Below are 24,848 nucleotides of genomic sequence, written 5' to 3'. Positions count from 1 at the left end.
TCCTGCGGGGCTACGGGGTGACGGCGAAGTGCTGGAGGATGGCGTCGGCCAGCTCCTGATCGCCCTCGGCCTTGATCCGGTCCGCGACGGCGGCGGGCCGCACCCGGCCGCAGGCCAGCCGTACGTATGTCTCCCAGTCCATGGACAGCGTCACGACGGGCCCGAGCGACGGGGCGACGTCCAGCGAACCGCGCCCCTCGGCGTCGACCCGCACGGTGCGCATGAACTCCAGCGGCCCGTGTACGTCCAGCACCACGGCGGAGTCGGCCGGTGCGCCGGCGCTCTTGGCCACCACCTTCGGCAGCCCTTGCAGCAGGACGTCGCGGGCGACGAGCGCGCCGGGGGAGTCCAGGTTGCCGGGCCTGCCCAGGGCCGTCCGCAGGTCCTGCTCGTGCACCCAGACGTCGAACGCGCGCATCCGCAGCGCCGTCTCCAGGGTCTGCTCGGCGCCCAGCGGCGCCCGCACCATGGTCTCCGGGTCCCGCGTCTCGTTCCGCAGCTGCCGGGAGCGGCGGATGACCGTGTACTCCAGCTCGGAGGTCATCTCCGGCGCGGTGTGGTGGCGCCGGACGTCGACCTGCATCTCCATGTAGCGGGCGAACTCGCTCTGCACGTGGAACAGGTCGCGCGGCAGGGTGTGGATCGGACGCGGGTCGCCGAGCTGTTCGCACTCCATCCCGATGATGTGCGACACGATGTCGCGCACGGACCAGTTGGGGCAGGGTGTGCGGCCGTTCCACTCCCCCTCGGCGAGCGGGCTCACCAGCTCGGCTATCGACTCGATGGAGTGGGTCCAGGCGTCGGCGTAGGTCTGGAGGCTGGGATGGACGGTCACGGGACCCCTCGTGCGGTTCTGCGGTGCATGGGCAACTGGGCGCGGACGGTCGGGCTGCGGGCTGCGGGCGGCGATGAGGTTCGGTGGCTAAGTTACGCTGCGAGCAGGCACCCCGGCAGTGCTTTCGTGTGACGATCGTAGGCCGGTGTTGACGGCTCGAATGCCAGGACGGTGGTAGTGTGCGCGCCTCCCTCATCCAGATCGCAGTAGACCCGGACGAACCGGCTGATTCCCGCAGGGAACGCGCCGCTTCCCTGGTCGCCTCGCAGCGGGGCGCGGACCTGGTGGTCCTCCCCGAACTGTGGCCGGTCGGAGCCTTCGCCTACACGGCCTTCGAGGACGAGGCCGAGCCGCTGACGGGCCCGACGCACGAGGTGATGGCCAAGGCCGCCGCTGAAGCCGGGGTCTGGCTGCACGCCGGCTCCTTCGTGGAACGGGCCGAGGACGGCACCCTCTACAACACCACGCTCGTCTTCACCCCCGAGGGCGAGCGGGCCGCCGCCTACCGCAAGATCCACCGCTTCGGCTTCGACCGGGGTGAGGCGGTCATGATGGGCGCGGGCGAGGACCTGGTCACCGTCCCCCTCCCGGCGACCACGCTCGGCCTGGCGACCTGCTACGACCTCCGCTTCCCGGAGCTCTTCCGGGGCCTGGTCGACGCCGGTGCCGAAACCCTGGTCGTCGCGGCCGGCTGGCCGGAGCGCCGCCGCGCCCACTGGACCCTGCTCGCGCAGGCCCGCGCCGTCGAGAACCAGTCGTACGTCCTGGCCGTCGGCACCGCCGGCACCCACGCGGGCATCCAGCAGGCCGGCCACTCCCTCGCCGTGGACCCGTGGGGCGAGGTGCTCGCGGAGGCGGGCGCGGACGAGGAGGTGCTGACCGTCGAGTTCGACCCGGCCACGGCCGCCGCGACCCGGGAGCAGTTCCCGGCGCTGAAAGACCGACGGCTCGGGCTGGCCGCGCCGACCGTCTGACACGCGAAGGGCCCTGTTTCACGGTTTCACGTGAAACAGGGCCCTTCGCGTGCCGGCATGCCGCTCAGTCGTCGTGCTCCTTCTCCGCGAGCACGATCACGCAGACCGCCACCGCGATCAGCAGCGACGCGTCGGCGTCGTCCCGCACGATGTCGATGCCGTACGTGTCCCGGACGGTCAGCCAGCGGCGGGAGATCTGGGCCAGCAGTTCGCCGTCGTAGTCCACGGCGAACTCGCGGTCCAGGATCTTGCCGCTGACGTCGAGCTCCGTGCCGTCCGCGAGGGTCACGCGGTAGTGGTTCCGCAGCAGCGAAAGGTGCTTCTTCTTGACCTTGGCGAGCTGCTCGCCGCCCCGCTCGATCAGCATCGTGTCGCGCAGGCTCAGGAGCTTCTGGCGGATCTCCACGAGGATGCGGCCCTGCGCGTCCTTCAGCTCGAAGGTGTCCCGCACCCGCATGGCCTTGCCGTCGACCAGGAAGACCTTGCGGCCCTCCGTGTCCTCGATCCAGTAGTCGTCACCGATGCCGAACAGCCGCTCACGCACGAGAAGTCTCATGGCTCACAGGTTCCCTGAGCCACCTGCGGAATGCGGGAACGCCACGGTGCTGTTGACTGGTCTCATGGCAACACGTGCACGCGTCAGGGCCCCCGAACTCATCGGCAAGGGCGGCTGGCTCAATACAGGCGACCGGCAGTACACCCTCACTGACCTGCGAGGACGCATCGTCATCCTCGACTTCTGGACCTTCTGCTGTGTGAACTGCCTGCATGTCCTCGACGAGCTGCGCGAGCTGGAGGAGAAGCACCGCGACACCGTCGTGATCATCGGTGTGCACTCGCCGAAGTTCGTGCACGAGGCGGAGCACCAGGCGGTCGTGGACGCGGTCGAGCGGTACGAGGTCCACCACCCGGTCCTCGACGACCCCGAGCTGGCCACCTGGAAGCAGTACGCGGTACGCGCCTGGCCCACGCTCGTCGTCATCGACCCCGAGGGCTATGTCGTCGCCCAGCACGCCGGCGAGGGCCACGCACACGCCATCGAGAAGCTGGTCGAGGAGCTGGAGGCGGAGCACGCGGCGAAGGGCACCCTGCGGCGCGGGGACGGGCCGTACGTGGCGCCGGAGCCGGTGGCCACGCATCTGCGGTTCCCGGGCAAGGCCCTGCTGCTCGCGGACGGCGGCTTCCTGGTCTCCGACACCACCCGGCACCGGCTGGTCGAGCTGGACCCGGACGGGGAGACCGTGCGCCGGCACTTCGGGACGGGCGACCGCGGCTTCGCGGACGGCGGGCCGGACGAGGTCCGGTTCAGTGAGCCGCAGGGGCTCGCCCCGCTGCCCGACGGGCGGATCGCGGTCGCCGACACCGTCAACCACGCCCTCCGCGCCCTCGACCTCGCGACCGGGGAGACGACCACCCTCGCCGGCACCGGCCGCCAGTGGTGGCAGGGGGCGCCCACCAGCGGCCCGGCCCGCGAGGTGGACCTCTCCTCGCCGTGGGACGTCGCCTGGTTCGAGGGCCGGCTCTGGATCGCCATGGCCGGCGTGCACCAGCTGTGGACGTACGACCCCGAGGACGGCACCGTGCGCGTCGCCGCCGGGACCACCAACGAGGGCCTGGTCGACGGCCCCGGCGCGGAGGCGTGGTTCGCCCAGCCGTCCGGGCTCGCGGCGACCGAGGAGCGGCTGTGGATCGCCGACTCGGAGACGTCCGCACTGCGCTGGGTCGACCGCGAGGGCGCCGTGCACACCGCCGTCGGCACCGGCCTCTTCGACTTCGGCCACCGGGACGGCGCCGCTGAGCAGGCCCTGCTCCAGCACCCCCTCGGCGTCACCGCCCTGCCCGACGGGTCCGTCGCCGTCTGCGACACGTACAACCACGCCCTGCGCCGGTACGACCCGGCGAGCGGTGAGGTCACCACCCTGGCCACGGACCTGCGGGAGCCCAGTGACGCCGTGCTGGTGGACGGCGACCTCGTCGTCGTGGAGTCCGCCCGGCACCGGTTGACCCGGCTGCGGCTGCCCGAGGAGGCGGTCCGCGTCGCCGAACAGGCGCACCGCACGCAGCGGGCCGCCACCGAGGTCGCCCCCGGCGCGCTCCGGCTCGACGTCGTCTTCCAGGCGCCGGCCGGGCAGAAGCTGGACACCCGCTACGGTCCTTCGACCCGGCTGCTGGTCTCCTCGACCCCGCCCGGGCTGCTGGCCGAGGGCGAGGGCGCCGGCACCGACCTCTTCCGCGCCCTCGTCCTCGCGGACGGCGTCACCGAGGGCGTCCTGCACGTCTCCGCGATGGCCGCGTCCTGCGACGACGACCCCGCCAACGAGTACCCGGCCTGCCACGTCCACCAGCAGGACTGGGGCGTCCCCCTCCGCGTCACGGAGGGCGGAACGGCCCGGCTGCCGCTGGTGCTCGCGGGGATGGACGCGTAGCGCCCTTCCCTCGGGTCAGCCGTCCGCCGTCAGGCGGCGGGCCGCCTCGGTGTGGCGGCGTACGTGGTCCGGGCTCGCCGTCACCCGCAGCAACGCCTCCAGGGCCCGGAGCGCGCCCTCGTCGTAGCCGGCGCGCTCCGCCTCCGTGGCCGCCTCGTCCAGGAGCCGGACGCCCTCCTCCTCCACTCCCAGGGCGAGGCGGGCCTCGCCGCTGACGGTCAGCAGCAGCACCCGGCGGGCCGTCTCCTCGTGCTCGGGGCCCAGGTCGAAGGCGGTCCGGGCGGAGTCCAGGGCGTCCTGCGGGCGGCCCGCCGACAGCTGCATCCGGGCCAGGTGCTGGAGCGCGAGCATCTCCGTGTGCGCGTCGGGCTCCTCCCGGGCCAGACGGAGGGCCCGTGCGCAGCCCTCCATCGCCATGTCCAGGCCGCCCTGCTCGGCCTGCACGAGGGCCAGGTTGATGAGCGCCGTCGCCTCGCCGAGCCGGTCGTCGGCCAGCCGGGCGAGACCGGGCGAGGGTTCGAGCATGGCGACGGCCTCACCGGTCCTGCCCTCCTCCGTGAGCACCCAGCCGAGCAGATTGCGGACCCGGGACTCGGCGTACGGGTCCTCGCGGGCGACGGCCGCCGCCAGGGCCACTTCCAGCACCGGGGCCCAGCCGTCCCGCACCCGCCACACCACATGAGGCCACTGGAGCAGGATGATCCGCCACGCGCGGTCGTCGAGCCCGGCCGCCCGGGCCGCGGCGGCTGCCAGGGCCAGGTCCTCGCGCTCGGCGGTCAGCCAGCTCATCGCCTCCGCGCGGTCCGTGAAGTCCCGGGTGGCGACGGGCGCGTGGAAGTCGTCGGGCAGCACGAAGCAGGGCTCGCCGCCCGGTTCCGCCGTGTCGGCGGCGGCGAGCGCGGTGGCGATGTAGTGGTCCAGCACGCCGATGAGCGCGTTCGGCGCCGCCGACGGGTCGAGTCCCCGTGCGTACAGCCGCACCAGGTCGTGCAGTATCCAGCGCCCGGGGCCCGCCTCCGTGACCAGATGGGCGGCGGCGAGGCGTTCCAGCGCGGCCCCGGCGGTGACCGGGTCGCTGCCGGCGAGCGCGGCAGCGGTGTACGGGTCGAAGTGGCTGCCCGGGTGGTGGCCGAGCCGGCCCAGATGGTGGACGGCGTCCGGCGGCAGCTGCTGCACGGTGAGCCGCAGGGAGGCGGACACACCGGTGTCCTCCACGTCCAGATAGGACAGCCGGCTGCGCTCGTCCGCGAGTTCGTCGGCCATGGCGGCCAGCGTCCACTGCGGGCGGCCCGCCAGCCGGGCCGCCGTCACCCGCAGCGCGAGGGGCAGCCCGCCGCACAGATCGGCGAGCCGCCGGGCCGCCACCGGTTCCGCGAGGACCCGTTCCTCGCCGAGCACCCCGGCCAGCAGCGCGGTGCCGTCCGGCGGTTCGAGTACGTCCACCGGGACCGGCACGGCGGCCTCCGAGGCGATCAGCCCGTCGAGCCGGTGCCGGCTGGTGACCAGCGTGACGCAGTCCGCGCCGCCCGGCAGCAACGGCCTGACCTGTGCGGAGTCGCGGGCGTTGTCCAGCACGACGAGGAGGCTGAGCCGGTCGGTGAGCGAGCGGAACAGCGCCGCCGCCCCGGCCACGGACTCCGGCACCCGCCGGGGCGCGACACCGAGCGCGAGCAGGAACTCCCTCAGCACTTCGAGCGGGGTCGGCTCGGCGGTCTCCCCGAATCCGCGCAGATCCGCGAAGAGCCGCCCGTCCGGGAAGGCGGCCGGGGACCGGCGCGCCCAGTGCAGCGCCAGCGCGGTCTTGCCGACCCCGGCCGGTCCGGTGACCAGACAGACGGGCGCCTCCCCGGCCGCCGCCCGCGACAGCGCGGTCAGCTCGGCCCCCCGCCCGTGGAACCCGCGCGGCGCGCGGGGCAGCAGATCGGCGACGGCCGCGGGTGCGCCTTGGGCGGTGTACGGGGAGGGCGGGACCTGCGTCGGCGCGACGGGCCCCCGGGGAGCGACGGCCTGCGGCGCGCCGGGCCCGCCGGTTCCGGGGGCCGCCGTGCCGGCCTCATCGGCCGGGGCCTTGCCGGAGGCGTACGCGAACGTGCCGGGCGCGCCCGTGCTCCCCTCCCCGCGCAGGATGCGCGCGTACGCGTCCGCCAGCTCGCGGCCCGGGTCGACGCCCAGTTCGTCCGCGAGCAGGCGGCGGGTGCGGTGGAAGCAGTCCAGCGCCTCCGACTGGCGGCCCGAGCGGTGGAGGGCGGTCATCAGGGCCGCCGCCAGGGATTCGCGCATGGGGTGGGCGACGGCCTCCGCGCGGAGGGCCGCCGCGGCGCGGTGGTGTTCGCCCAGCTTCCCGTAGGCGCGGGCCAGTTGCTCGACCGTCGAGAGGCGGGACTCCTCCAGCGCGTGGGCGGCCGCCTGGAGCGGGGCGCTCGCGAAGGTGCCGGTGAGGGCGGGGCCCTGCCAGAGCGACAGGGCCTCCTTCAGCATCAGCACCGTGTCGGCGGGGCCCCGCTGCTCCCGGGCCAGCATCAGCAGTTCCTCGAACCGCTGGGAGTCCAGCAGGGTTTCGGGCGCCCGGAGCACATACGCGTCGCCGAGTGTCGCCAGTTCCACCCCGTACGCCTGCGCGTCCGCGCCGACCAGCAGGGCGCGCAGGCGGGAGACGTGGCCCTGGATGACCGTGCGGGCGTGGAGCGGAGGCTCGTCGTCCCACAGGCAGTCGGTCAGCCGTGCCATGGACACGGGCGTGTTGGCGTGCAGCAGCAGGGCCGCGAGCAGGCTGCGGCGCTTGGCGGGGCCGAGGGGCAGCGGCCCGGTCAGCGTGTCGACGCAGACGGTGCCGAGCAGCCGGAACTCCACGAGCGGCTCCCCTTCCGGGTCTGACGCGCCCGGTTCCGGGTCACGGACAAGCGCCCAGAATATCGGGGATTCCGCCGCGGTGTCCCGGGGGTGTGGCCGGATCGCCCCCGGTCACAGGCGCCGTTCGTCGTCGGAGACGACCGTCGTGGTGGGCGGCACGACCATGCGGCGGCGTCGGATGACGCTCGCGTAGACGAAGACGCCGATGACGCCGACGATCATCATGATCCAGCCGACCAGGTCGACGTTGACGGTGTCCAGCTGCCAGTCGGTCGCGAAGGCGAGGATCGCTCCCGCGCCGATGAGGAGAATGCATCCGCCGAGTCCCATGTGTTCCGCCTCCCAGGCGGCCCGGGACCTCCGGGCCGTGTACGGAGCGCGTACCCGGCCCGGTGACGAGCATGCGCCGGCGGGAGGCTCGGGGGCCTCCCGCCGGCTCTTAAAACCCCGGCGGTCAGCCGGCCAGGAACGCGGCCAGCGCGTTCGCGAGGAGGTACGGGTCGTCCGCGCCGCACAGTTCGCGGGCGCTGTGCATGGACAGGATGGCGACGCCGATGTCGACGGTCTTGATGCCGTGCCGGGCGGCGGTGATCGGGCCGATCGTCGTGCCGCAGGGCATCGCGTTGTTGGAGACGAACGTCTGCCACGGCACGCCCGCCTTCTCGCAGGCCGCGGCGAACACGGACCGGCCGCCGCCGTCGGTGGCGTACCGCATGTTGACGTTGACCTTGAGGATCGGTCCGCCGTTGACCACCGGGTGGTGCGTGGGGTCGTGGCGCTCCGCGTAGTTCGGGTGGATCGCGTGGCCGGTGTCGGAGGAGAGGCAGACCGTGCCGGCGAAGGCGCGGGCGCGGTCCTCGTAACCGCCGCCGCGGGCGAACACCGAGCGTTCCAGGACCGTGCCGAGCAGCGGCCCGTCCGCTCCGGTGTCCGACTGCGAGCCGTTCTCCTCGTGGTCGAAGGCGGCCATCACCGGGATGTACGGCAGCTCGGCGTCGGGCTGTCCGGCGACGGCGGCGAGCGCGGCGGTCGCCGCGTGCACCGAGAGAAGGTTGTCCATGCGCGGACCGGCCACCAGCTCGCGGTCGCGGCCCAGGTAGGACGGCGGCTCGACGGGGTGCGGCATCAGGTCCCAGCCGGTGATGTCCTCGGCGTCGACGCCCGCCTCCTCGGCGACGAACCGGATGAGGTCGCCCTCCTCGACGTCCCCGAGCCCCCAGATCGGCTGCATGTGCTTCTGCCGGTCCAGCTTGAGCCCGTCGGTGTTGGCCGACCGGTCCAGGTGCACGGCGAGCTGCGGCACGCGCAGCAGCGGGCGGTCGACGCAGACCAGCCGGTCCGTGCCATCGCGGAGCGAGATCCGGCCGGCGAGACCGAGGTCGCGATCCAGCCAGGTGTTGAGGAGGGTGCCGCCGTAGATCTCCACGGCGACCTGGCGCCAGCCGTACGCCCCGCTGTCCGGAAGCGGCTTGACCCGGAGGTTCGGCGAGTCGGTGTGCGCGCCGACGATCCGGAACGGGGTGTGCGCCCCGGCGCCCTCCGGCACGTACCAGGCGACGATCGCGCCACCGCGCAGAACGTACTTGCCGCCCGTGGTTCCGTCCCAGGCCGCGGTCTCCTCCACCTGCCGGAATCCGGCCTTCTCCAGGCGCGCCGCGGCGGTCGCCACGGCGTGGTACGGGGAGGGGGAGGCCATCAGGAAGGCCATCAGATCGTCGGTGTGCCCGCGGTCGAAGCGGGGGGAGGAACTCATGTTCTTCACTGTAGCCAGACGTGGCCGAAAGGATTCCCCGTCGCCCCCCGGTCACCGCGGGCATCGTGCGGCCGCCGCCCCCGGAAACGGATCCGGGGGCGGCGGCCGGTGGATGTGCGAAACACGTCCTAGAAGGCCGACTCGTCCAGCTCCATCAGGGAGTTGTCGACGGACTCGGCGAGCGCGCGCTCGGCGCCGACCCCCGGGAGGACGTTCGCGGCGAAGAACTTCGCGGCGGCGATTTTGCCCTGGTAGAAGGCGGCGTCCTTCGCGGAGGCCGTCGGCAGCTTCTCGGCGGCCACGGCCGCGCCCTTGAGCAGCAGGTAGCCGACGACGACATCGCCGGAGGCCAGCAGCAGGCGGGTGGTGTTGAGGCCCACCTTGTAGATGTTCTTGACGTCCTCGCCGGTCGCGGTGAGGTCGTTGATCATCGTGCCGACGATCGCCTCCAGATCCACCGCGGCCTTCGCGAGGCTGTCCAGCGCACCGGACAGCTCCTCGTTGTCCTGGGCGCCCGCGAGGAACTTCTTGATCTCCTCGGAAAGCGCGTTGAGCGAGGCGCCCTGGTCGCGGACGATCTTCCGGAAGAAGAAGTCCTGGCCCTGGATGGCCGTCGTGCCCTCGTACAGGGTGTCGATCTTGGCGTCGCGGATGTACTGCTCGACCGGGTACTCCTGGAGGTACCCGGAACCGCCGAACGTCTGGAGCGACTGCGCCAGCTGCTCGTACGACTTCTCGGATCCGTAGCCCTTGACGATCGGGAGGAGCAGGTCGTTGAGGCCGTGCAGCGCCTTGGCGTCCTCGCCCGCGGCCTCCTTCTCCTGGATCGCGTCCTGGACGGAGGCGGTGTAGAGGACGAGGGCGCGCATGCCCTCCGCGTATGCCTTCTGCGTCATCAGCGAGCGGCGCACGTCGGGGTGGTGCGTGATGGTGACCTTCGGCGCGGCCTTGTCCATGAACTGCGAGAGGTCGGTGCCCTGGACGCGCTCCTTGGCGTACTCCAGCGCGTTCAGGTAGCCCGTGGAGAGGGTGGCGATGGCCTTCGTGCCGACCATCATGCGGGCGAACTCGATGATGCGGAACATCTGGCGGATGCCGTCGTGCTTGTCGCCGATGAGCCAGCCCTTGGCGGGGTGGCGGTCGCCGAACGTCATTTCGCAGGTGTTGGACGCCTTGAGGCCCATCTTGTGCTCGACGTTCGTCGCGTAGACGCCGTTGCGCTCGCCCAGCTCGCCGGTGGTCCAGTCGAAGTGGTACTTCGGGACCAGGAAGAGGGAGAGGCCCTTGGTGCCCGGGCCCGCGCCCTCGGGACGCGCCAGCACGTAGTGGAGGATGTTCTCCGACATGTCGTGCTCGCCCGAGGTGATGAAGCGCTTCACGCCCTCGATGTGCCAGGAGCCGTCCTCCTGCTCGACGGCCTTGGTGCGCCCGGCGCCGACGTCGGAGCCGGCGTCCGGCTCGGTCAGCACCATCGTCGAGCCCCACTGCTTCTCGACGGCGATCTCGGCGATCTTCTTCTGGGCCTCGTTGCCCTCCTCGAAGAGGATGCCGGCGAACGCGGGGCCCGAGGAGTACATCCAGACGGCCGGGTTGGAGCCGAGCAGCAGCTCCGCGTAACCCCAGATCAGGGAGCGGGGCGAGGTGGTGCCGCCGATCTCCTCCGGCAGGCCCAGGCGCCAGTACTCGGAGTCCATGAATGCCTGGTACGACTTCTTGAACGTGTCGGGGACCGGGGCCGTGCTGGTCTCCGGGTCGAAGACCGGCGGGTTGCGGTCGGCGTCCGCGTAGGAGTCGGCGAGCTCGTTCTCGGCGAGGCGGGCGACCTCCTCGAGGATGCTCTTCGCCGTGTCGACGTCCATCTCCGTGAACGGTCCGGTGCCGTACAGCTTGTCGCGCCCGAGGACCTCGAAGAGGTTGAACTCGATGTCGCGGAGATTCGACTTGTAGTGCCCCATGGGAAGGCTCCGTAATCAATAGCAGTGGCGCGCAGCGCCCCGTGGAGGGGTGGCCCGGACGTATCAGGTGACCTCTACGATGATGCTACCCGTCAGTAATAAGACGCAACCCCCCGAGCCCCCGATGTGGCCGATTACTCTTTGTCCCATGTACGGCTACGACCAGAACCAGGGCGCGCAGCAGCCGATGGGGGGCGGCTACGGCGAGCAGCCGCTGTACCCCGAACCCTCGCCGCCGTCGCTGGGTGACGCGGTACGGGCCTTCACGACCGGCTCGCTGGCCGCCGAGGACTTCCAGCAGATCTTCGCGACCTCGAAGGTCTACTGCCCGCGGGGCGACAATCCGGGCTTCCTCGCGCTGCACAACACCCAGCAGCCCGTGATCCCGATGTTCACCACGCTCAAGGAACTGCGGCTGTACGCGGGCAAGGACTCCAAGTACTTCGTGATCACCGGCGCCGAGGTGATCGACCTGCTGCCCACCGGCTACGGCTTCGTCCTGGACATGGAGGGCGAGCACCGGATGGTCTTCGACGCGAAGGCCGTCGAGCAGATGGTCGACTTCGCGATGCGCCGTATGTACGGCTGATCCACCGGCCGAAGGCTTCCGGAAGGGGTCCGTACCGCTCTCGGTACGGACCCCTTCCGGCTGTCCGGGGGTGCGCGGGAATGGGGGCGCCTTGCAAGATGTTCACCGTTCAACTAAATTGATGGCAGAACAGTCCCCCGGAGGTGGCTCCCATGCCCGCAGTGACCGTCGAGAACCCGCTGACCCTGCCCAAGGTGGCCGCTTCCGGCGACGCCGCGGCCCGCCCCGTGCTCGCCGTGACCACGGCGCCGAGCGGCTTCGAGGGCGAGGGTTTCCCCGTCCGCCGCGCCTTCGCGGGCATCAACTACAAGTACCTCGACCCGTTCATCATGATGGACCAGATGGGTGAGGTGGAGTACGCGGCGGGCGAGCCGAAGGGCACGCCCTGGCACCCGCACCGCGGCTTCGAGACCGTGACCTACCTGATCGACGGCAGCTTCATCCACCAGGACTCCCACGGTGGCGGTGGCACCATCGGCAACGGCGACACCCAGTGGATGACCGCCGGATCCGGGCTCCTCCACATCGAGGCGCCGCCGGAGTCCCTGGTCATGTCCGGCGGCCTCTTCCACGGCCTCCAGCTCTGGGTGAACCTGCCGAAGGCCGACAAGATGATGGCCCCCCGCTACCAGGACATCCGCGGCGGCCAGGTCCAGCTGCTCGCCTCCCCGGACGGCGGCGCGCTGCTCCGCGTGATCGCCGGTGAGCTGGACGGTCACGAGGGCCCCGGCATCACGCACACCCCGATCACGATGATCCACGCCACCGTGCGCCCCGGCGCCGAGGTGACGCTGCCCTGGCGCGAGGACTTCAACGGCCTCGCGTACGTGCTCGCCGGGCGCGGCTCCGCCGGTGCGGAGCGCCGGCCGGTCCACATGGGCCAGACCGCCGTCTTCGGCGCCGGCTCCTCGCTGACCGTGCGTGCCGACGAGAAGCAGGACGGGCACACCCCGGACCTGGAGGTCGTCCTGCTCGGCGGCCGCCCCATCCGCGAGCCGATGGCGCACTACGGGCCGTTCGTGATGAACAGCCAGGCCGAACTGAAGCAGGCGTTCGAGGACTTCCAGGCCGGCCGCCTCGGTACCGTGCCCGCCGTCCACGGCATGTGACCCGCCCTCCCGCTCCCGTCGTCGGCGTGTGACGCCCCGTCACTCGTACGGCGGCGCGGGCGGGACACCGCTGCCGGGCCGTGATCGGCTGGAAGGGTGCAGACCCCGAAGCCACTCCTGCCCGACGGCGCCCGGCGGACCGCCGCCTGGTGCGGTGTCGTCCTGCTGGTCACCGGTGTCGCCGCCGTCGCCGTCTGGCTGTGCATCATCCTCAAGACCGCCGTCACCCCCGTGCTGCTCGCCCTGCTCGGTACGGCGCTGCTCGGGCCCGTCCACCGCCGGATGACCGCCCACGGGGTGAACCGTTCGCTGGCCGCCGCGATCACCTGTGCCGTGCTGCTCGCCGTGGTCGGCGGTGCGGGCTACATCGTCGTCGCCGCGCTCGTGGAGACCGGTGACCAGATCGTCCAGTCGCTGAAGGACGCCGGGCAGTGGGTGGCCGACCACTTCCAGGTCGCGGACGACATCGACCTGAACGACCTGGAGGCCAGTGGCCGCAAGCTGGTCGAGAAGTTCGGCGCCACCGCGGCGGGCGGACTCCTCACCGGTATCAGCGTCGTCGGCTCCCTCGTCGCGACCAGCGTCCTGGCCCTGCTGCTCACCTTCTTCTTCCTGCGCGACGCGGACCGGGCCGCGAACCTCGCCCACACCATCGCCCCGCGCGGCACCGGCGACATGGTCGAGGCGATGGGCCGGAGGGCCTTCGAGGCCGTCGAGGGCTTCATGCGCGGGACGACGCTCATCGCCCTGATCGACGCCGTCTGCATCACGGTCGGGCTGCTGATCCTGCGGGTGCCGGGCGCGGTGGGGCTCGGCGCGCTGGTGCTCGTCGGCGCCTACATCCCGTACCTCGGCGCGTTCATCTCCGGCGCGGTCGCCGTCCTGGTGGCCCTCGCGGACCGGGGGTTCGCGATCGCGCTCTGGGCGCTCGGCGTGGTCCTCGCCGTCCAGGTGCTGGAGGGCCACATCCTGCAGCCGATGATCCAGAGCCGTACGGTCCAGATGCACCCCGCGATGATCCTCATCGCGCTGACGGCGGGCGCGAGCGTCGCGGGCATCCTCGGGATGCTGCTCGCCGTCCCGCTCTGCGCGGCGGCCTTCGGCATCATCGGCGAGCTCCGCAACGGTGGCCGCGTCGCGCCGGACGCTCAGGAGGGCAGCCCTTAGTCCAGGTCCAGGCCGGGGAACGCCGGTTCCGGGTGCTCGGCCTCGTTCAGCTCGAACCAGATCGACTTGCCGGCACCGCGCGGGTCGACCCCCCACTTGTGCGCGAGCATCTCCATCAGCACCAGGCCCCGGCCGCTGGAGGCCATCTCGCCGGGCCGCCGCTTGTGCGGCAGCTCGTCGCTGCCGTCGGACACGTCCACGCGCAGACACCGTTCCCCCGGCGTCCCGGTCGCCTGGGCGACCATCAGCGCGTCCCCGTCCGTGTGCACCAGGACGTTCGTGGCGACCTCGGAGAGCAGCAGCACCGCCGCGTCGACCTGGTCGGGGTCCGCCCAGTCGTGCAGCAGTTCCCGCAGCAGCTGCCGGGCCGTCGAGATCCGCTCCGGTTCGGCCTGGGCGATGGAGAGCGCGGTCCGCCGGGGCGCCGCCGGGGACGTGCCGGTGCCCTCGCGGCGGAGCAGCAGGACCGCGACGTCGTCCTCGCGCCGGTCCGGGAGCGGCCCGGTCGTGTAGTGCGAGCCGGGCCCGTGCACCGCTTGCACCAGCGCGTCCGCCAGCTTCTCCAGGTCGCCGGTGTGCCGCTCCAGGATCGGCCGGAGCCGGACCCAGCCGGAGGCGAGGTCGTGGCCGCCGGTCTCGATCAGCCCGTCCGTGCAGAGCATGATCGTCTCCCCGGCCTCCAGGACGATCCGCGTCGTCGGATAGTCCGCGTCCGCCTCGACGCCCAAGGGGAGGCCGCCCTCGGTCTGACGGATGACGGCGGTGCCGTCGGCGGTCATCACCACGGGGTCGGGGTGGCCGGCCCGCGCGATGTCCAGCACCCCGGTCTCCGGGTCGGCCTCCGCGTACAGGCAGGTCGCGAACCGTGCGGCCGTGGCCTCGTCGTCCTCGCCGGGGTCGGTGAGGCCGGAGAGGAAGCGCGAGGCGCGCGCCAGCACCGCGTCGGGGCGGTGCCCCTCGGAGGCGTACGCGCGCAGCGCGATCCTGAGCTGGCCCATGAGGCCCGCCGCCCGCACGTCATGGCCCTGGACGTCGCCGATCACGAGGGCGATGCGGCCGCTGGGCAGCGGGATCAGGTCGTACCAGTCGCCGCCGACCTGGAGGCCGCCGCCCGTCGGCACATAGCGCGCCGCCACGGTCATCCCGGGGATGTCCGGGCCGAGCGAGGGCATCATCGTGCGCTGGAGGTCCAGCGACAGCTCCCGCTCGGTGTCGGCGGCGCTCGCCCGGGCCAGGGCCTGGGCGAGCATCCGGGCCACGGTCGTCAGCACCGACCGTTCGTCCGGCGAGAACGCCACCGGGTGCCGGAAGCCGGCCATCCAGGCGCCCATCGTGCGCCCGGACACGGTCAGCGGCAGGAAGGCCCAGGAACGGCGTCCGAACCGCCGGGCCAGCGGCCAGGTGGCGGGGTAGCGGGCGCGGTAGTCCTCGGGCGTCGGCAGATAGATCGCCCGGCCGGTCCGGACGACCTCGGTGGCCGGGTAGTCCGTGTCCAGCGGCATGTCGGTGAAGGGCCCCTCGTCGCTGAGGGAGTGTCCGTGCTGCCCGACGACGGTCAGGCGCTCGCCCTCGACGCCGAAGACCGCGAGGCCGTCCGGCGAGAACCCGGGCATGGAGAGCGAGTAGGCGACCCGCAGCACCTCCGTGGTGGACCCGGCCTCCGCCAGGGCCCGCCCCGCGTCGAGCAGGAACGCCTCGCGGGAGCGCCGCCAGTCGCCCGTGATGGCGGTGTGCGTCCCGACGGTGCCCGGAGGGGGCTCGGCGACCTCCTGGAGCGTGCCGATGAGCACGTAGTCCTGGCGGCCCTCGCCGGCCGGGACGGGCTTGGAGCGGCTGCGCACGGTACGCAGGACCCGGCCGCTGCCGTCCACGATGCGCAGCCGGGCCTCCGCCAGGGTGCCCTCGGCCACGGCGACGTTGATCACCCCGGCGATCTCGTTCCAGTCGACGGGGTGGAAACGGGAGCGGACCTCCGACTCGCGGAAGTCGCCGGGCTCGGCGGGCAGCTCCAGCAGACGGGCGGCCTCCGCGTCCAGCGTGACCGTCCCGGCTCCGTTGTCCCAGCGCCACAGCCCGGTCGCGGTCGCGGCCAGCACGTCCTCGGTGCGCATTGCCCCACTTTAAACCGGCATGCGCGGCAAGGGCGCGGGTGCGGCCTCGCGGACGATCTTGGTGCGGCCAATGGCAATGAAACGCTCCGGTCGCGGGCGGTAGCCTGGGAGGGCTGAATTGCCCCCAACCGCGAAGACTGGATGAACGACGATGCATCGGTACAGGTCCCACACCTGCGGCGAGCTCCGCGCCTCTGACGTCGGCACCGACGTCCGGCTGAGCGGCTGGCTGCACAATCGCCGAGACCTGGGCGGCATCCTCTTCATCGATCTGCGCGACCACTACGGTCTCGTGCAGCTCGTCGCCCGGCCCGGCACGCCGGGCAACGAGGCCCTGGCGAAGCTCACCAAGGAGACCGTCGTCCGGATCGACGGCACGGTCTCGGCGCGCGGCGCCGAGAACGTCAACCCGGACCTGCCGACCGGTGAGATCGAGATCGAGGTCTCCGAGGTCGAGGTGCTGGGCGAGGCCGGCCCGCTGCCCTTCACGATCAACGCCGAGGACGGCGTGAACGAGGAGCGGCGCCTGGAGTACCGCTTCCTGGACCTGCGCCGCGAGCGCATGCACCGCAACATCATGCTGCGCTCCGCCGTGATCGCCTCGATCCGGTCCAAGATGGTCGCCCTCGGCTTCAACGAGATGGCGACGCCGATCCTCACCGCGACCTCCCCCGAGGGCGCCCGCGACTTCGTCGTCCCGTCCCGGCTGAACCCCGGCAAGTTCTACGCGCTGCCGCAGGCCCCGCAGCAGTTCAAGCAGCTGCTGATGATCTCGGGCTTCGACCGCTACTTCCAGATCGCGCCCTGCTTCCGCGACGAGGACGCCCGCGCCGACCGCTCGCCGGGCGAGTTCTACCAGCTCGACGTCGAGATGTCCTTCGTGGAGCAGGAGGACGTCTTCCAGCCGATCGAGAAGCTGATGACCGAGCTCTTCGAGGAGTTCGGCAACGGCCGCCACGTCACCTCGCCGTTCCCGCGCATCCCGTTCCGCGAGTCGATGCTGAAGTACGGCAACGACAAGCCTGACCTGCGTGCCAAGCTGGAGCTGGTCGACATCTCCGACGTCTTCGCGGACTCGGAGTTCAAGGCGTTCGCCGGCAAGCACGTCCGTGCCCTTCCGGTGCCGGACACGGCGGGCCAGTCCCGCAAGTTCTTCGACGGTCTCGGCGAGTACGCCGTGGAGCACGGCGCCAAGGGCCTCGCCTGGGTCCGCGTCGGCGAGGACGGCACGCTGGCCGGGCCGATCGCCAAGTTCCTCACCGAGAACGACGTCAAGACCCTCACCGAGCGGCTCTCGCTCGTTCCGGGGCACGCCGTCTTCTTCGGCGCGGGCGAGTTCGACGAGGTCTCCAAGATCATGTCCGCCGTCCGTGTCGAGGCCGCCAAGCGGGCCGGCCACTTCGAGGAGGGCGTCTTCCGGTTCTGCTGGGTCGTCGACTTCCCGATGTACGAGAAGGACGAGGAGACCGGGAAGATCGACTTCTCCCACAACCCCTTCTCGATGCCCCAGGGCGGCCTGAAGGACCTGGAGGAGAAGGACCCGCTGGACATCCTCGCCTGGCAGTACGACATCGTCTGCAACGGCATCGAGCTGTCCTCCGGCGCCATCCGGAACCACGAGCCCGAGCTGATGATCAAGGCGTTCGAGATCGCCGGATACGACCGTGAGACGGTCGAGAAGGAGTTCGCGGGCATGCTCAAGGCGTTCCGCCTCGGCGCCCCGCCGCACGGTGGCATCGCCCCGGGCGTCGACCGCATCGTGATGCTGCTCGCCGACGAGCCGAACATCCGCGAGACGATCGCCTTCCCGCTGAACGGCAACGCCCAGGACCTGATGATGGGCGCGCCCACCGTCCTGGAGGAGGCCCGCCTCCGCGAGCTCAACATCCAGCTCCGCAAGCCGGCCGCGCCGGCGAAGGACGCGCAGAAGTAATTCCGCCTGTTTCACGTGAAACAGCCCCTGGCCGCCACTGGCCGGGGGCTGTTCGCGTGACGGGCCGCGGTCGGTGCCGAATAGGCACACGAATCACCTGAACGGTTACGGCCGGATGGGCTCCGCCCCGGATTGGGCGGCGACGTGGGCGGCAATGACTGGGTGGGCCGACACCGGCGCATCCACTGCTGAGGAGCCCTCCGTGCCCGTGCCCCCTTCGCGCGCACCCCTGCGTCTGCCGCACGTCGTCTGCTCCCTGGTCCTGCTCGCGCTGCTCGCCGGCTGCGGTGCGGGTGGCTTCGCCGGTACGGACATGAGCGGTGCCACCACCGAGCAGGTACGGATCAACGGCGTACCGGGACCGCCCGACGCCGCCGCGTCCGCCGCAGGGGTGCCGTCGCGAGGGACGACGCCCGTGCCGCCGGCTCCGGCGGCCTCCCCGCAGCCCACGGAGCTGCCCGGCCTCGGACCGAAGACCCGGGCGGCGGTTCCGGCCACGTCGCGGCAGGCGTTCGTGGTGACCGGGGACTCGGCGGACTCCAACCGCTCGACCGCCGTCCTCTACACCCGGGACGGACCCGCCGGGCCGGGCTGGCGGGCCACGCTGGGCCCCTGGCCCGCCCACAACGCCCTCAACGGCTGGACCGGTGAGCACTGGGAGGGCGATCTGCGCTCACCCGTCGGGGTCTTCACCCTGACCGCGGCGGGCGGACGCCTCGCGCCCCCGGACACCGCGCTCCCGTACGACCTGAGCCCGGACTTCGCCGTGACCGGCGAGGGGTTCCACGGAGAGCCGCTGGAGGGCTCCTTCGACTACGTCGTCGCCATCGACTACAACCGCCTCCCCGGCGCCTCCCCGCTCGACCACACCCGCCCTCTCGGCGAGGAGCGCGGGGGCGGGATCTGGGTGCACGTGGACCACGGAGGGCCGACCCAGGGCTGTGTGTCAGTCACCGAGGACCGGATGAAGGAACTTCTGGGCGCCCTCGACCCGGCCATGGAGCCCGTCATCGTGATGGGGGACGCGGAGTCGCTGGGCCGCTGAGCCGCCCCGGCCGGAGAGCTTTGCGAAACCGGCGTGGCGCGCGGGCTCGTCCTGGCCCGCAGCGAGCGGGGGCTCGACGAGAGCGAGCGGGAACCGGTGGACCTGGCCCGGGTGGTGGTGGAGGAGGCGGTCCGGCACCCGGGCGTCCGGCTCGACACCCGGCCCTGCCCGGTGCGCGGGAAGCTGTTCGAGCCGTTCCGCCGGGGCGAGGGCAAGGACCGGACGGGGCCGGGCTCCGGCCTCGGCCTGTCGATCGTGCGGTCCATCGCGCCGGCCCACGACGGCACGGTCACGGCGGTGCCGGCCCCCGGGGCCGGGCTCGCCGTGACCGTACGCCTGCCGGCGTCTCAGGAACGCGCGGCCACCCACGCGGGAAGCGCCGCCAGCAGCTCGCGGTAGAACGTGGTGTCCGGCACCTCGCGGGGGGCGGGGCCGGCATGGAAGAAGCCGGTGTTCGGGGTGTCCAGCTTCCGCAGGAAGTCGAAGCCCTTGGCGTCCTTCTCGCCGAACGCGACGAACTGGAAGAACAGCGGCAGGCGGGCCGCCGCGTCGAGCGCCTGGCGGGCGGCCTGCCGGACGTCCGGGGGTCCGTCCGTCTGGAAGACCACCAGCGCGGGGCCGGTCGACCCGGACTTCTCGTAGTGCGCGACGACCTCCTCGACCGCGCGGTGATAGTTCGTCCGGCCGAGCCGGCCGAGGCCCGCGTTCAGTTCGTCGATCCGGCCCTCGTGGCCGTCCAGTTCCACCGTGCCGGTGCCGTCGATGTCGGTCGAGAAGAACACGACCTGCACGGTGGCGCTCTCGTCCAGGTGCGCGGCGAGCGCGAGCGTGCGGTCGCCCAGGTGCTGGGCACTGCCGTCCTTGTAGAACGGGCGCATGGAGCCGGAGCGGTCCAGGACCAGGTAGACGGTGGCGCGCAGCCCGGTCAGCCCGTGCGCCTTCAGCCCGGCCTGCGCCGCCTTGTACGCCCCCGCGAGCTCGGGCGCCCGCGCCTTGACCTTGGCGAGGGTGAGCGCGGGCTTGCCCGGGGCGGCGGGGGCGGCCGTGGCCGCCTCGGGCTCCGGGTCCATGTCGATGACGATCGGCGCCGGTGCCTCGGCGGCCGGCTCGGGCGCCGCGACGGGCTCCGGCTCGGCGGATGCCTGCGGCTCGGGCGCCGCGACGGGCTCCGGCTCGGCCACCGGCTCCGGCTGCGGGGTCTCGCTCGCCGCCACCGGCTCGGGCTCGGGGGTCTCCGTGGCCGCGACCGGCTCGGGGGCCGCGATGGCCTCGGCGGCCGGCTCAGCCGCCTCGGTCTCCGGCGCCTCGGGCTCCGCGACGGGCTCGGGTGCCTTGGCTTCGGCGGCCGGTTCGGGTGCTTCCGGCTCCGCCTCGGGGGCGGCGGCCTCCGCGACCGTCTCCGGCTCCGCCACGGGCTCGGAGGCCTCCGCCTCGGGCGCCTCGGCCGCCACCGGCGTCTCGGTCTCCGCGACCGGGCCCTTGCCCTGGGCCGGGACCGTGGGGGCGGACGGGTTGTCGAAGGCCGCAGCCACCAGGTCCGACGCCTTGGCGTCCTCGTCCCGCGCCTTCGTGGCCTCGCCGGACGCCTTCGTGTCCTCGTCCGACGACGCGGGGGCGGGCACCGAGACCGTGACGGGTGCCTCGGCCGGCTCCGGCGCCGTGGCACCCGCGTGCTCGCCCTGGGGCGGGACCGTGGCCGTCGTCGGGTCGTCCTGGTCCGTGCGGTCACGGCCGAACACCTTGCGCAGCAAGCTCCGAATGCCCATGGGCGAGCCTTTCGCGTGAGTTGGGTGCGATGAATGTCCGTACTGCGGGAATTGATCCCTGGCCAGGGCGGATACGTAAGGTTAGCGGCCGGATAAGGCCGTCCGGCGGCACGGCTGGCATGTGGGACAACCGAGAGCGAACCGAGCCCGGACCGAGTCCTGGGGCCCCGTACGGGCGTTCACCGCGCTCCCGCTTCACCTGCACCGCGTAGGCGTCGAGTTGACGCGGGAACGTACCGCATGGGCCCACCGCTTACAGTCGGACGCATGGTTTCGGGTGAGGCTCCGCAGACGGAGGGCAGTGTTCGGGTCGATGTCTGGATCTGGTCGGTCCGGCTCACGAAGACCCGGGCGCAGGCCGCTGCCGCCTGCCGTGCGGGTCATGTGAAGGTCGCGGGCGAACGTGCCAAGCCCGCGCAGTCGGTGCGGGTCGGCGACGAGGTGCGGCTCCGCCACGCGGGCCGGGACCGGGTCGTCGTCGTGTCGAAGCTGGTGAAGAAGCGGGTGGGCCCGCCCGTGGCCGCCGAGTGCTTCATCGACAACAGCCCGCCCCCGCCGCCGCGCGAGACCGCGATCCAGGTCCCGGTGCGCGACCGGGGCGCGGGGAGGCCCACGAAACGGGACCGCCGCGAGATGGACCGGCTGCGCGGAATGGGCCCCGGCCCGACGGAGTAGCCGGCGCCCCGCGCGTCAGCGGTGCAGCACGATCACGGTCTTGCCGCGCGCCCCGCCCGCCCGGTTGCGCGCCAGGGCCGACGGCGCCTGCGCCAACGGCAGTTCGGCGTCGACGGGCACGCGCAGGATGCCGTCCGCGGCGCCCGCCGCCAGTACGTCGAGCAGGACCGGGCTCGGGTCGAGACGGAAGTCGACGCCCCTGACGCCTTCGGGCAGCCGGGCCCCGGCGGCGGCGCCCCGGGTGGAGAGCGCGATGCCGCCCGGCCGGACCGCCGCCGCGTGCGCCGCGAACGCGTCCGGCGCCGCCGACGCCAGGTCGGCCAGCGCGTCGATGCCGTCCGGACAGGCGCTCCGCAGCCCGTCGGCGGGCGGACCGTCCGCGAGGTCCACCGATGCGGCGGCGCCCAACGACCCCATCCTGGACCGCTCGTCACCGCGCACCGCCGCGATCACGCGGACATCGCGGGCCCGGGCGAGCTGGGTGAGGAAGCAGCCGACCCCGCCCGCCGCCCCGACGACCAGCAGGGTCTCGTGGCCGCGCAGCGCGACCGCCTCCAGGATCTGTGCGGCGGCCATCCCGGCGGACGGCAGGGCGGCGGCGGCCCGGGCGTCGAGACCGCGCGGGACGAGGGTGATGGCGGAGTCCTGCCGCACGCACAGGTACTCCCCGTACGAGCCGCACGCGTCGGTCACGGCCGCCCGTCCGAAGACCGGGTCCCCCACCCGGAAGCGGTTCTCGCCGCCGCCGATCATGTCGACCCGGCCCGCGTAGTCCACGCCGACGACGAACGGGAAGGTCAGGGGCGCCGGGGCGGGTTCACCGGTGGAGCCGTCCGTGACCTGCCAGTCCAGCGGGTTGAGCGAGGCGTATTCGACCCGCACCCGGACCTCGCCGGGCCGTGGCTCCGGCTTGGGCAGCTCGACCAGCACCGGGTCGGCCCGCAGCGCGCTGACGGCGATGGCTCGCATCCGTACACCTCCCAGTCGGGCCGCTCCGGCGGAGCGGCCGCGTCATTCCGCCGGCGCCGGCAGCACCCGCTGGGCCCAGATCCTGGCCGCCACCGCGCATACCGCGACGGCCAGGCCCAGGCCGAAGACGATCCACACTGTGGTGCGCAGCGAGGAGGTCAGCGCGTCGTAGACGGCCGCGGCGGCGCCGGTGTCGCTGTCCGGGACCTCGTCGAGCACCCGGTCGCGGGCCAGCGCCAGCGCGGCGCGCAGCACCAGCGCGCCGAGCGCGAAGCCCGCGCCCGTCACGGCGGTGCCGGCCAGGCCGGCCAGGGCGCGGCCCCGGCGGCCGGGTCCGCCGCCCATCCAGGCGAGCGCGACGGCGAGCAGCGCGAAGGCGAGCGTGCCCACGGCCGGCCACACGCTCGCGGTCCGCAGCCACTGGAAGCTCTGCCGCAGCTGGTCCGCGCGGTCGGCGGAGACCAGCCGGATGTCGGTGTGCTGGACGGGGATCTGGTCGGCGAACGGCACCCCGTTGTCCACCAGGTTCCGCTTCACCTGCTCCGTGACGGGCGCCAGATCGATCGTGACGCTCTCGCCGCTCTGCCCGTCCAGCGCGGCGGTGACCGTCTCGTGCGCGGTGCGGTTGGCGGCGGTCCAGGCGTCCTGGAAGGCTTCCGTGGTGGTGAAGGACTCCACGGCCTGGTGCAGGAACCGGCGCACGGTGCTCTGGAGCGGCCCGACGTCGATCTGCTTCATCGCGCTGTCGGTGATCAGGTCGGCGACGGTGTTCTGCACCTCCGGGTCGTCGGCGAGCGGGGCGACGGCGGACACGTACCGGTCCGTGTCGTCGATCTCCAGGTCGACCCAGGCGGACAGCGCGCTCAGCGGCACCAGGACGGCCAGCAGCACCAGCAGTACCGCCGACAGGGCCACCGAGAAATACGTCCGCACCCCTCCAGGGAATCCCGGATGGTGCCGGGGCGCCCCGGGCCGTGGGCCATCCGAGTTGCCGGGCGGCCCGACCAGGTGTGCTCTGGAGGGAACGCGGGGGTGACGGAAGGAGCTCTCTGCCATGGCCGCACACGCTTCGGTGCCGGTACGCGGGAGGCACGCGACGCCCGCCCGGCACCGCCCGGTCCTCAGCTGGGCGATCCCGGCCGCGCTCGGCCTGATCATGGGCTGCTACGCGACCGCCATCGTCCGTGGCGGCGGGGTGCTCACGGGCACCCGGCTCGCCCTCGGACTCGTCTCCGGCGCCGTGCTCGCGGTGCTCTGCTTCGGCCTCGGCCGGATCCAGAACCGGCTGCCGCGCGAGCTGCGGGCCGCCGCGTACGGGGTGCTGACCGGCGGTTCGATCGGCTTCCTCTACAGCCTGTCCGGCGCGAGCATCCTGTCGGCGTCGGTGATCGGGCTGATCCTCGGACTCGGTGGACTGCTCGCCGCGTACTACTACTTCTACACGCGGGAGTGACGCCCGCGCCGACCCGCACGACAGCGATCCTTGACCTTCTCCCTGGGGGAAGGCCAAGGATCGAGTGTGCCGGGGCGGGGAGTCCGCCCGGTATGAGGAGGCGTGCGGTGACGGAGGACGGGCAGGGGCGGGGCCCCGGCGCGGAGCTGGTGACGATCGGGGCGTTCGCCCGGCTGTCCCGGCTGTCCGCCAAGGCGCTGCGCCGTTACGACGAGCTCGGCCTGCTCCCACCGGCCCTGGTCGACCCGGTGAACGGCTACCGGTACTACGACCCGGCGCAGGTGCGGGCGGCCCGGCTGGTGGCCTGGCTGCGCCGGATCGGGATGCCGCTCGCCCGGATCAGGGAGGTGATCGCGCTGGAGTCCGGTGCGGCCGCCGCGGCGATCCGGGCGTACTGGGCGCGCGTCGAGGCGGAGACGGCGGCCCGCCGTGACCTCGCGGCCTTCCTCATCGACCAGCTGTCGACGGAGGACGTCATGACATCGGTGGGCACACTCGGATTCCGCTACGCGGCCCGCACCGACACGGGTGCGGTGCGCGAGACCAACCAGGACGCGGTCTACGCCGGGGCCCGGCTGCTCGCGGTCGCCGACGGATTCGGCGCGGGCGGGGCGGGGGCCAGCACGGCCGCGATCGAGGCCCTGAAACCGTTCGCACCGGGCGCGGTGCCGGCGGCGGAGCTGCTGAACAGCCTGCACGACGCGGCGGAGCGGGCGGCGCTCGCGGTGCGGGACGCGGTCGCGGGGAGCGGAAGCGGGTCGCCGGCGGAGTCGGGGACGACGCTCACGGCGGTGATGTGGACGGGCTCGCGGCTGGGCCTGGTGCACATCGGGGACTCGCGGGCCTATCTGCTGCGCGGGGGCGAGCTGTTCCGGATCACGCACGACCACAGCCTGGTCCAGTCGATGATCGACGACGGTTCGCTGACGGAGGAGGAGGCGTTCTCGCACCCGCAGCGGGCGATGCTCCTCAAGGTGCTCGGCGGTGACGGCCCGTACGGCTCCGGGCCCGATGTGGACGTCCGGGACGCGCTGCCCGGCGACCGCTACCTGCTCTGCTCGGACGGGCTCTCGGCGGTCGTCGACGGCGGGGAGCTGGCGCGGGTGCTGGCCGCGGCGGACGGGCCCTCCACCGCCGTGGGCGCGTTGATCGAGCTCGCGGAGGCGGCCGGCGCGCCGGACAACGTGGCGTGTGCGGTGGCGGACGTCGTGGAGCTGTGAGGACGCGAGTGGGCCCCG

20 protein-coding genes and 1 pseudogene are annotated in these 24,848 nt (G+C 72.8%); 11 read left to right on the top strand and 10 right to left on the bottom strand.

All coding sequences use genetic code 11. The features are described 5' to 3' along the window. Window positions 1-10 precede the first annotated feature (10 nt). Window positions 11-835: a maleylpyruvate isomerase family mycothiol-dependent enzyme gene (locus ACLQ2N_RS14660; RefSeq protein WP_425812875.1), complete on the bottom strand. Its 825-nt coding sequence runs from the start codon at window positions 833-835 to the stop codon at window positions 11-13. A gap of 179 nt (window positions 836-1,014) precedes the next feature. On the opposite strand from ACLQ2N_RS14660, the gene ACLQ2N_RS14655 reads away from it, so the two are divergent. After that, window positions 1,015-1,809, top strand: coding sequence for a carbon-nitrogen family hydrolase (locus ACLQ2N_RS14655; RefSeq protein ID WP_425812873.1), 795 nt, complete (start codon window positions 1,015-1,017; stop codon window positions 1,807-1,809). A gap of 64 nt (window positions 1,810-1,873) precedes the next feature. Here ACLQ2N_RS14655 and ACLQ2N_RS14650 read toward each other — a convergent pair whose 3' ends face one another. Then, window positions 1,874-2,365 carry an LURP-one-related/scramblase family protein gene (locus tag ACLQ2N_RS14650; RefSeq protein ID WP_425812871.1) on the bottom strand — a complete coding sequence of 164 codons (492 nt, stop codon included), beginning with the start codon at window positions 2,363-2,365 and terminating at the stop codon, window positions 1,874-1,876. A gap of 64 nt (window positions 2,366-2,429) precedes the next feature. Between ACLQ2N_RS14650 and ACLQ2N_RS14645 the strand changes: the two genes are divergently transcribed. Further along, window positions 2,430-4,235 (top strand): NHL domain-containing thioredoxin family protein, encoded by a 1,806-nt coding sequence (locus ACLQ2N_RS14645; protein WP_425812869.1) that lies wholly within the window; start codon window positions 2,430-2,432, stop codon window positions 4,233-4,235. 15 nt (window positions 4,236-4,250) lie between these two features. Here ACLQ2N_RS14645 and ACLQ2N_RS14640 read toward each other — a convergent pair whose 3' ends face one another. The 4 genes from ACLQ2N_RS14640 to ACLQ2N_RS14625 all read right to left on the bottom strand — a co-directional run bounded on the left by ACLQ2N_RS14640 (window position 4,251) and on the right by ACLQ2N_RS14625 (window position 10,793). Continuing rightward, window positions 4,251-7,085, bottom strand: a complete 2,835-nt coding sequence (locus ACLQ2N_RS14640; RefSeq protein ID WP_425812867.1) for a BTAD domain-containing putative transcriptional regulator — start codon at window positions 7,083-7,085, stop codon at window positions 4,251-4,253. Window positions 7,086-7,196: 111 nt separating this feature from the next. Continuing rightward, a complete protein-coding gene (locus ACLQ2N_RS14635) occupies window positions 7,197-7,415 on the bottom strand; it encodes a DUF6458 family protein (RefSeq protein ID WP_425812865.1) in 219 nt (72 codons plus the stop codon). Between the two features lie 124 nt (window positions 7,416-7,539). Then, window positions 7,540-8,838, bottom strand: coding sequence for a M18 family aminopeptidase (locus tag ACLQ2N_RS14630; RefSeq protein ID WP_425812863.1), 1,299 nt, complete (start codon window positions 8,836-8,838; stop codon window positions 7,540-7,542). Window positions 8,839-8,966: 128 nt separating this feature from the next. Beyond that, entirely contained in the window at window positions 8,967-10,793 is a 1,827-nt protein-coding gene (locus ACLQ2N_RS14625) for an acyl-CoA dehydrogenase (RefSeq protein WP_425812861.1), read from the bottom strand. Window positions 10,794-10,941: 148 nt separating this feature from the next. Here ACLQ2N_RS14625 and ACLQ2N_RS14620 point away from each other — a divergent pair, with 148 nt between their 5' ends. From ACLQ2N_RS14620 to ACLQ2N_RS14610, 3 genes are all read left to right on the top strand, one after another. Next, window positions 10,942-11,382 carry an SseB family protein gene (locus ACLQ2N_RS14620; RefSeq protein WP_164402147.1) on the top strand — a complete coding sequence of 147 codons (441 nt, stop codon included), beginning with the start codon at window positions 10,942-10,944 and terminating at the stop codon, window positions 11,380-11,382. Window positions 11,383-11,534: 152 nt separating this feature from the next. Further along, window positions 11,535-12,491 (top strand): pirin family protein, encoded by a 957-nt coding sequence (locus tag ACLQ2N_RS14615; RefSeq protein ID WP_164402146.1) that lies wholly within the window; start codon window positions 11,535-11,537, stop codon window positions 12,489-12,491. A 96-nt stretch (window positions 12,492-12,587) separates the two neighbouring features. Further along, complete coding sequence (locus ACLQ2N_RS14610) at window positions 12,588-13,658, top strand: AI-2E family transporter (RefSeq protein WP_425812858.1); 1,071 nt, start codon at window positions 12,588-12,590, stop codon at window positions 13,656-13,658. Here the strand turns inward: ACLQ2N_RS14610 and ACLQ2N_RS14605 are convergent. Beyond that, the gene (locus tag ACLQ2N_RS14605) at window positions 13,655-15,769 is read right to left on the bottom strand and encodes an ATP-binding SpoIIE family protein phosphatase (protein WP_425812856.1); all 2,115 of its coding nucleotides are present in this window, start codon (window positions 15,767-15,769) and stop codon (window positions 13,655-13,657) included. The two genes, ACLQ2N_RS14610 and ACLQ2N_RS14605, sit on opposite strands and share 4 nt — an antisense overlap. Before the next feature lie 151 nt (window positions 15,770-15,920). On the opposite strand from ACLQ2N_RS14605, the gene aspS reads away from it, so the two are divergent. The 3 genes and pseudogenes from aspS to ACLQ2N_RS14590 form a co-directional block, all read left to right on the top strand. Then, on the top strand, window positions 15,921-17,702 hold the full coding sequence (gene aspS, locus ACLQ2N_RS14600) for an aspartate--tRNA ligase (RefSeq protein WP_425812854.1): 1,782 nt from the start codon (window positions 15,921-15,923) through the stop codon (window positions 17,700-17,702). A gap of 202 nt (window positions 17,703-17,904) precedes the next feature. Then, window positions 17,905-18,747, top strand: coding sequence for a L,D-transpeptidase family protein (locus tag ACLQ2N_RS14595; RefSeq protein ID WP_425812852.1), 843 nt, complete (start codon window positions 17,905-17,907; stop codon window positions 18,745-18,747). Window positions 18,748-18,792: 45 nt separating this feature from the next. Further along, a pseudogene (locus tag ACLQ2N_RS14590) lies at window positions 18,793-19,146 on the top strand (ATP-binding protein); the annotation flags it as partial. Here the strand turns inward: ACLQ2N_RS14590 and ACLQ2N_RS14585 are convergent. Continuing rightward, on the bottom strand, window positions 19,095-20,513 hold the full coding sequence (locus ACLQ2N_RS14585; RefSeq protein WP_425812850.1) for a VWA domain-containing protein: 1,419 nt from the start codon (window positions 20,511-20,513) through the stop codon (window positions 19,095-19,097). The pseudogene ACLQ2N_RS14590 and the gene ACLQ2N_RS14585 sit on opposite strands and share 52 nt — an antisense overlap. A 267-nt stretch (window positions 20,514-20,780) precedes the next feature. Between ACLQ2N_RS14585 and ACLQ2N_RS14580 the strand changes: the two genes are divergently transcribed. Further along, window positions 20,781-21,188, top strand: a complete 408-nt coding sequence (locus tag ACLQ2N_RS14580; protein ID WP_425812848.1) for an RNA-binding S4 domain-containing protein — start codon at window positions 20,781-20,783, stop codon at window positions 21,186-21,188. Window positions 21,189-21,203: 15 nt separating this feature from the next. On the opposite strand, the gene ACLQ2N_RS14575 is transcribed toward ACLQ2N_RS14580, so the two are convergent. Together ACLQ2N_RS14575 and ACLQ2N_RS14570 are read right to left on the bottom strand one after the other, a co-directional pair. Beyond that, complete coding sequence (locus tag ACLQ2N_RS14575) at window positions 21,204-22,157, bottom strand: NADP-dependent oxidoreductase (RefSeq protein ID WP_425812846.1); 954 nt, start codon at window positions 22,155-22,157, stop codon at window positions 21,204-21,206. 42 nt (window positions 22,158-22,199) lie between these two features. After that, complete coding sequence (locus ACLQ2N_RS14570) at window positions 22,200-23,090, bottom strand: hypothetical protein (protein WP_425812844.1); 891 nt, start codon at window positions 23,088-23,090, stop codon at window positions 22,200-22,202. 121 nt (window positions 23,091-23,211) lie between these two features. Between ACLQ2N_RS14570 and ACLQ2N_RS14565 the strand changes: the two genes are divergently transcribed. Further along, window positions 23,212-23,610: a hypothetical protein gene (locus ACLQ2N_RS14565; RefSeq protein ID WP_425812842.1), complete on the top strand. Its 399-nt coding sequence runs from the start codon at window positions 23,212-23,214 to the stop codon at window positions 23,608-23,610. 92 nt (window positions 23,611-23,702) lie between these two features. Further along, window positions 23,703-24,830 (top strand): MerR family transcriptional regulator, encoded by a 1,128-nt coding sequence (locus tag ACLQ2N_RS14560; RefSeq protein WP_425812840.1) that lies wholly within the window; start codon window positions 23,703-23,705, stop codon window positions 24,828-24,830. The last annotated feature ends 18 nt before the right edge of the window (window positions 24,831-24,848 follow it).

Origin of the sequence: Streptomyces sp. DT224 (genome assembly GCF_049844595.1) — a bacterium.
GTDB lineage: Bacteria > Actinomycetota > Actinomycetes > Streptomycetales > Streptomycetaceae > Streptomyces.
The sequence above is the reverse complement of the archived record's forward strand: the minus strand, read 5'-3'. Positions and strand labels throughout refer to the sequence as shown.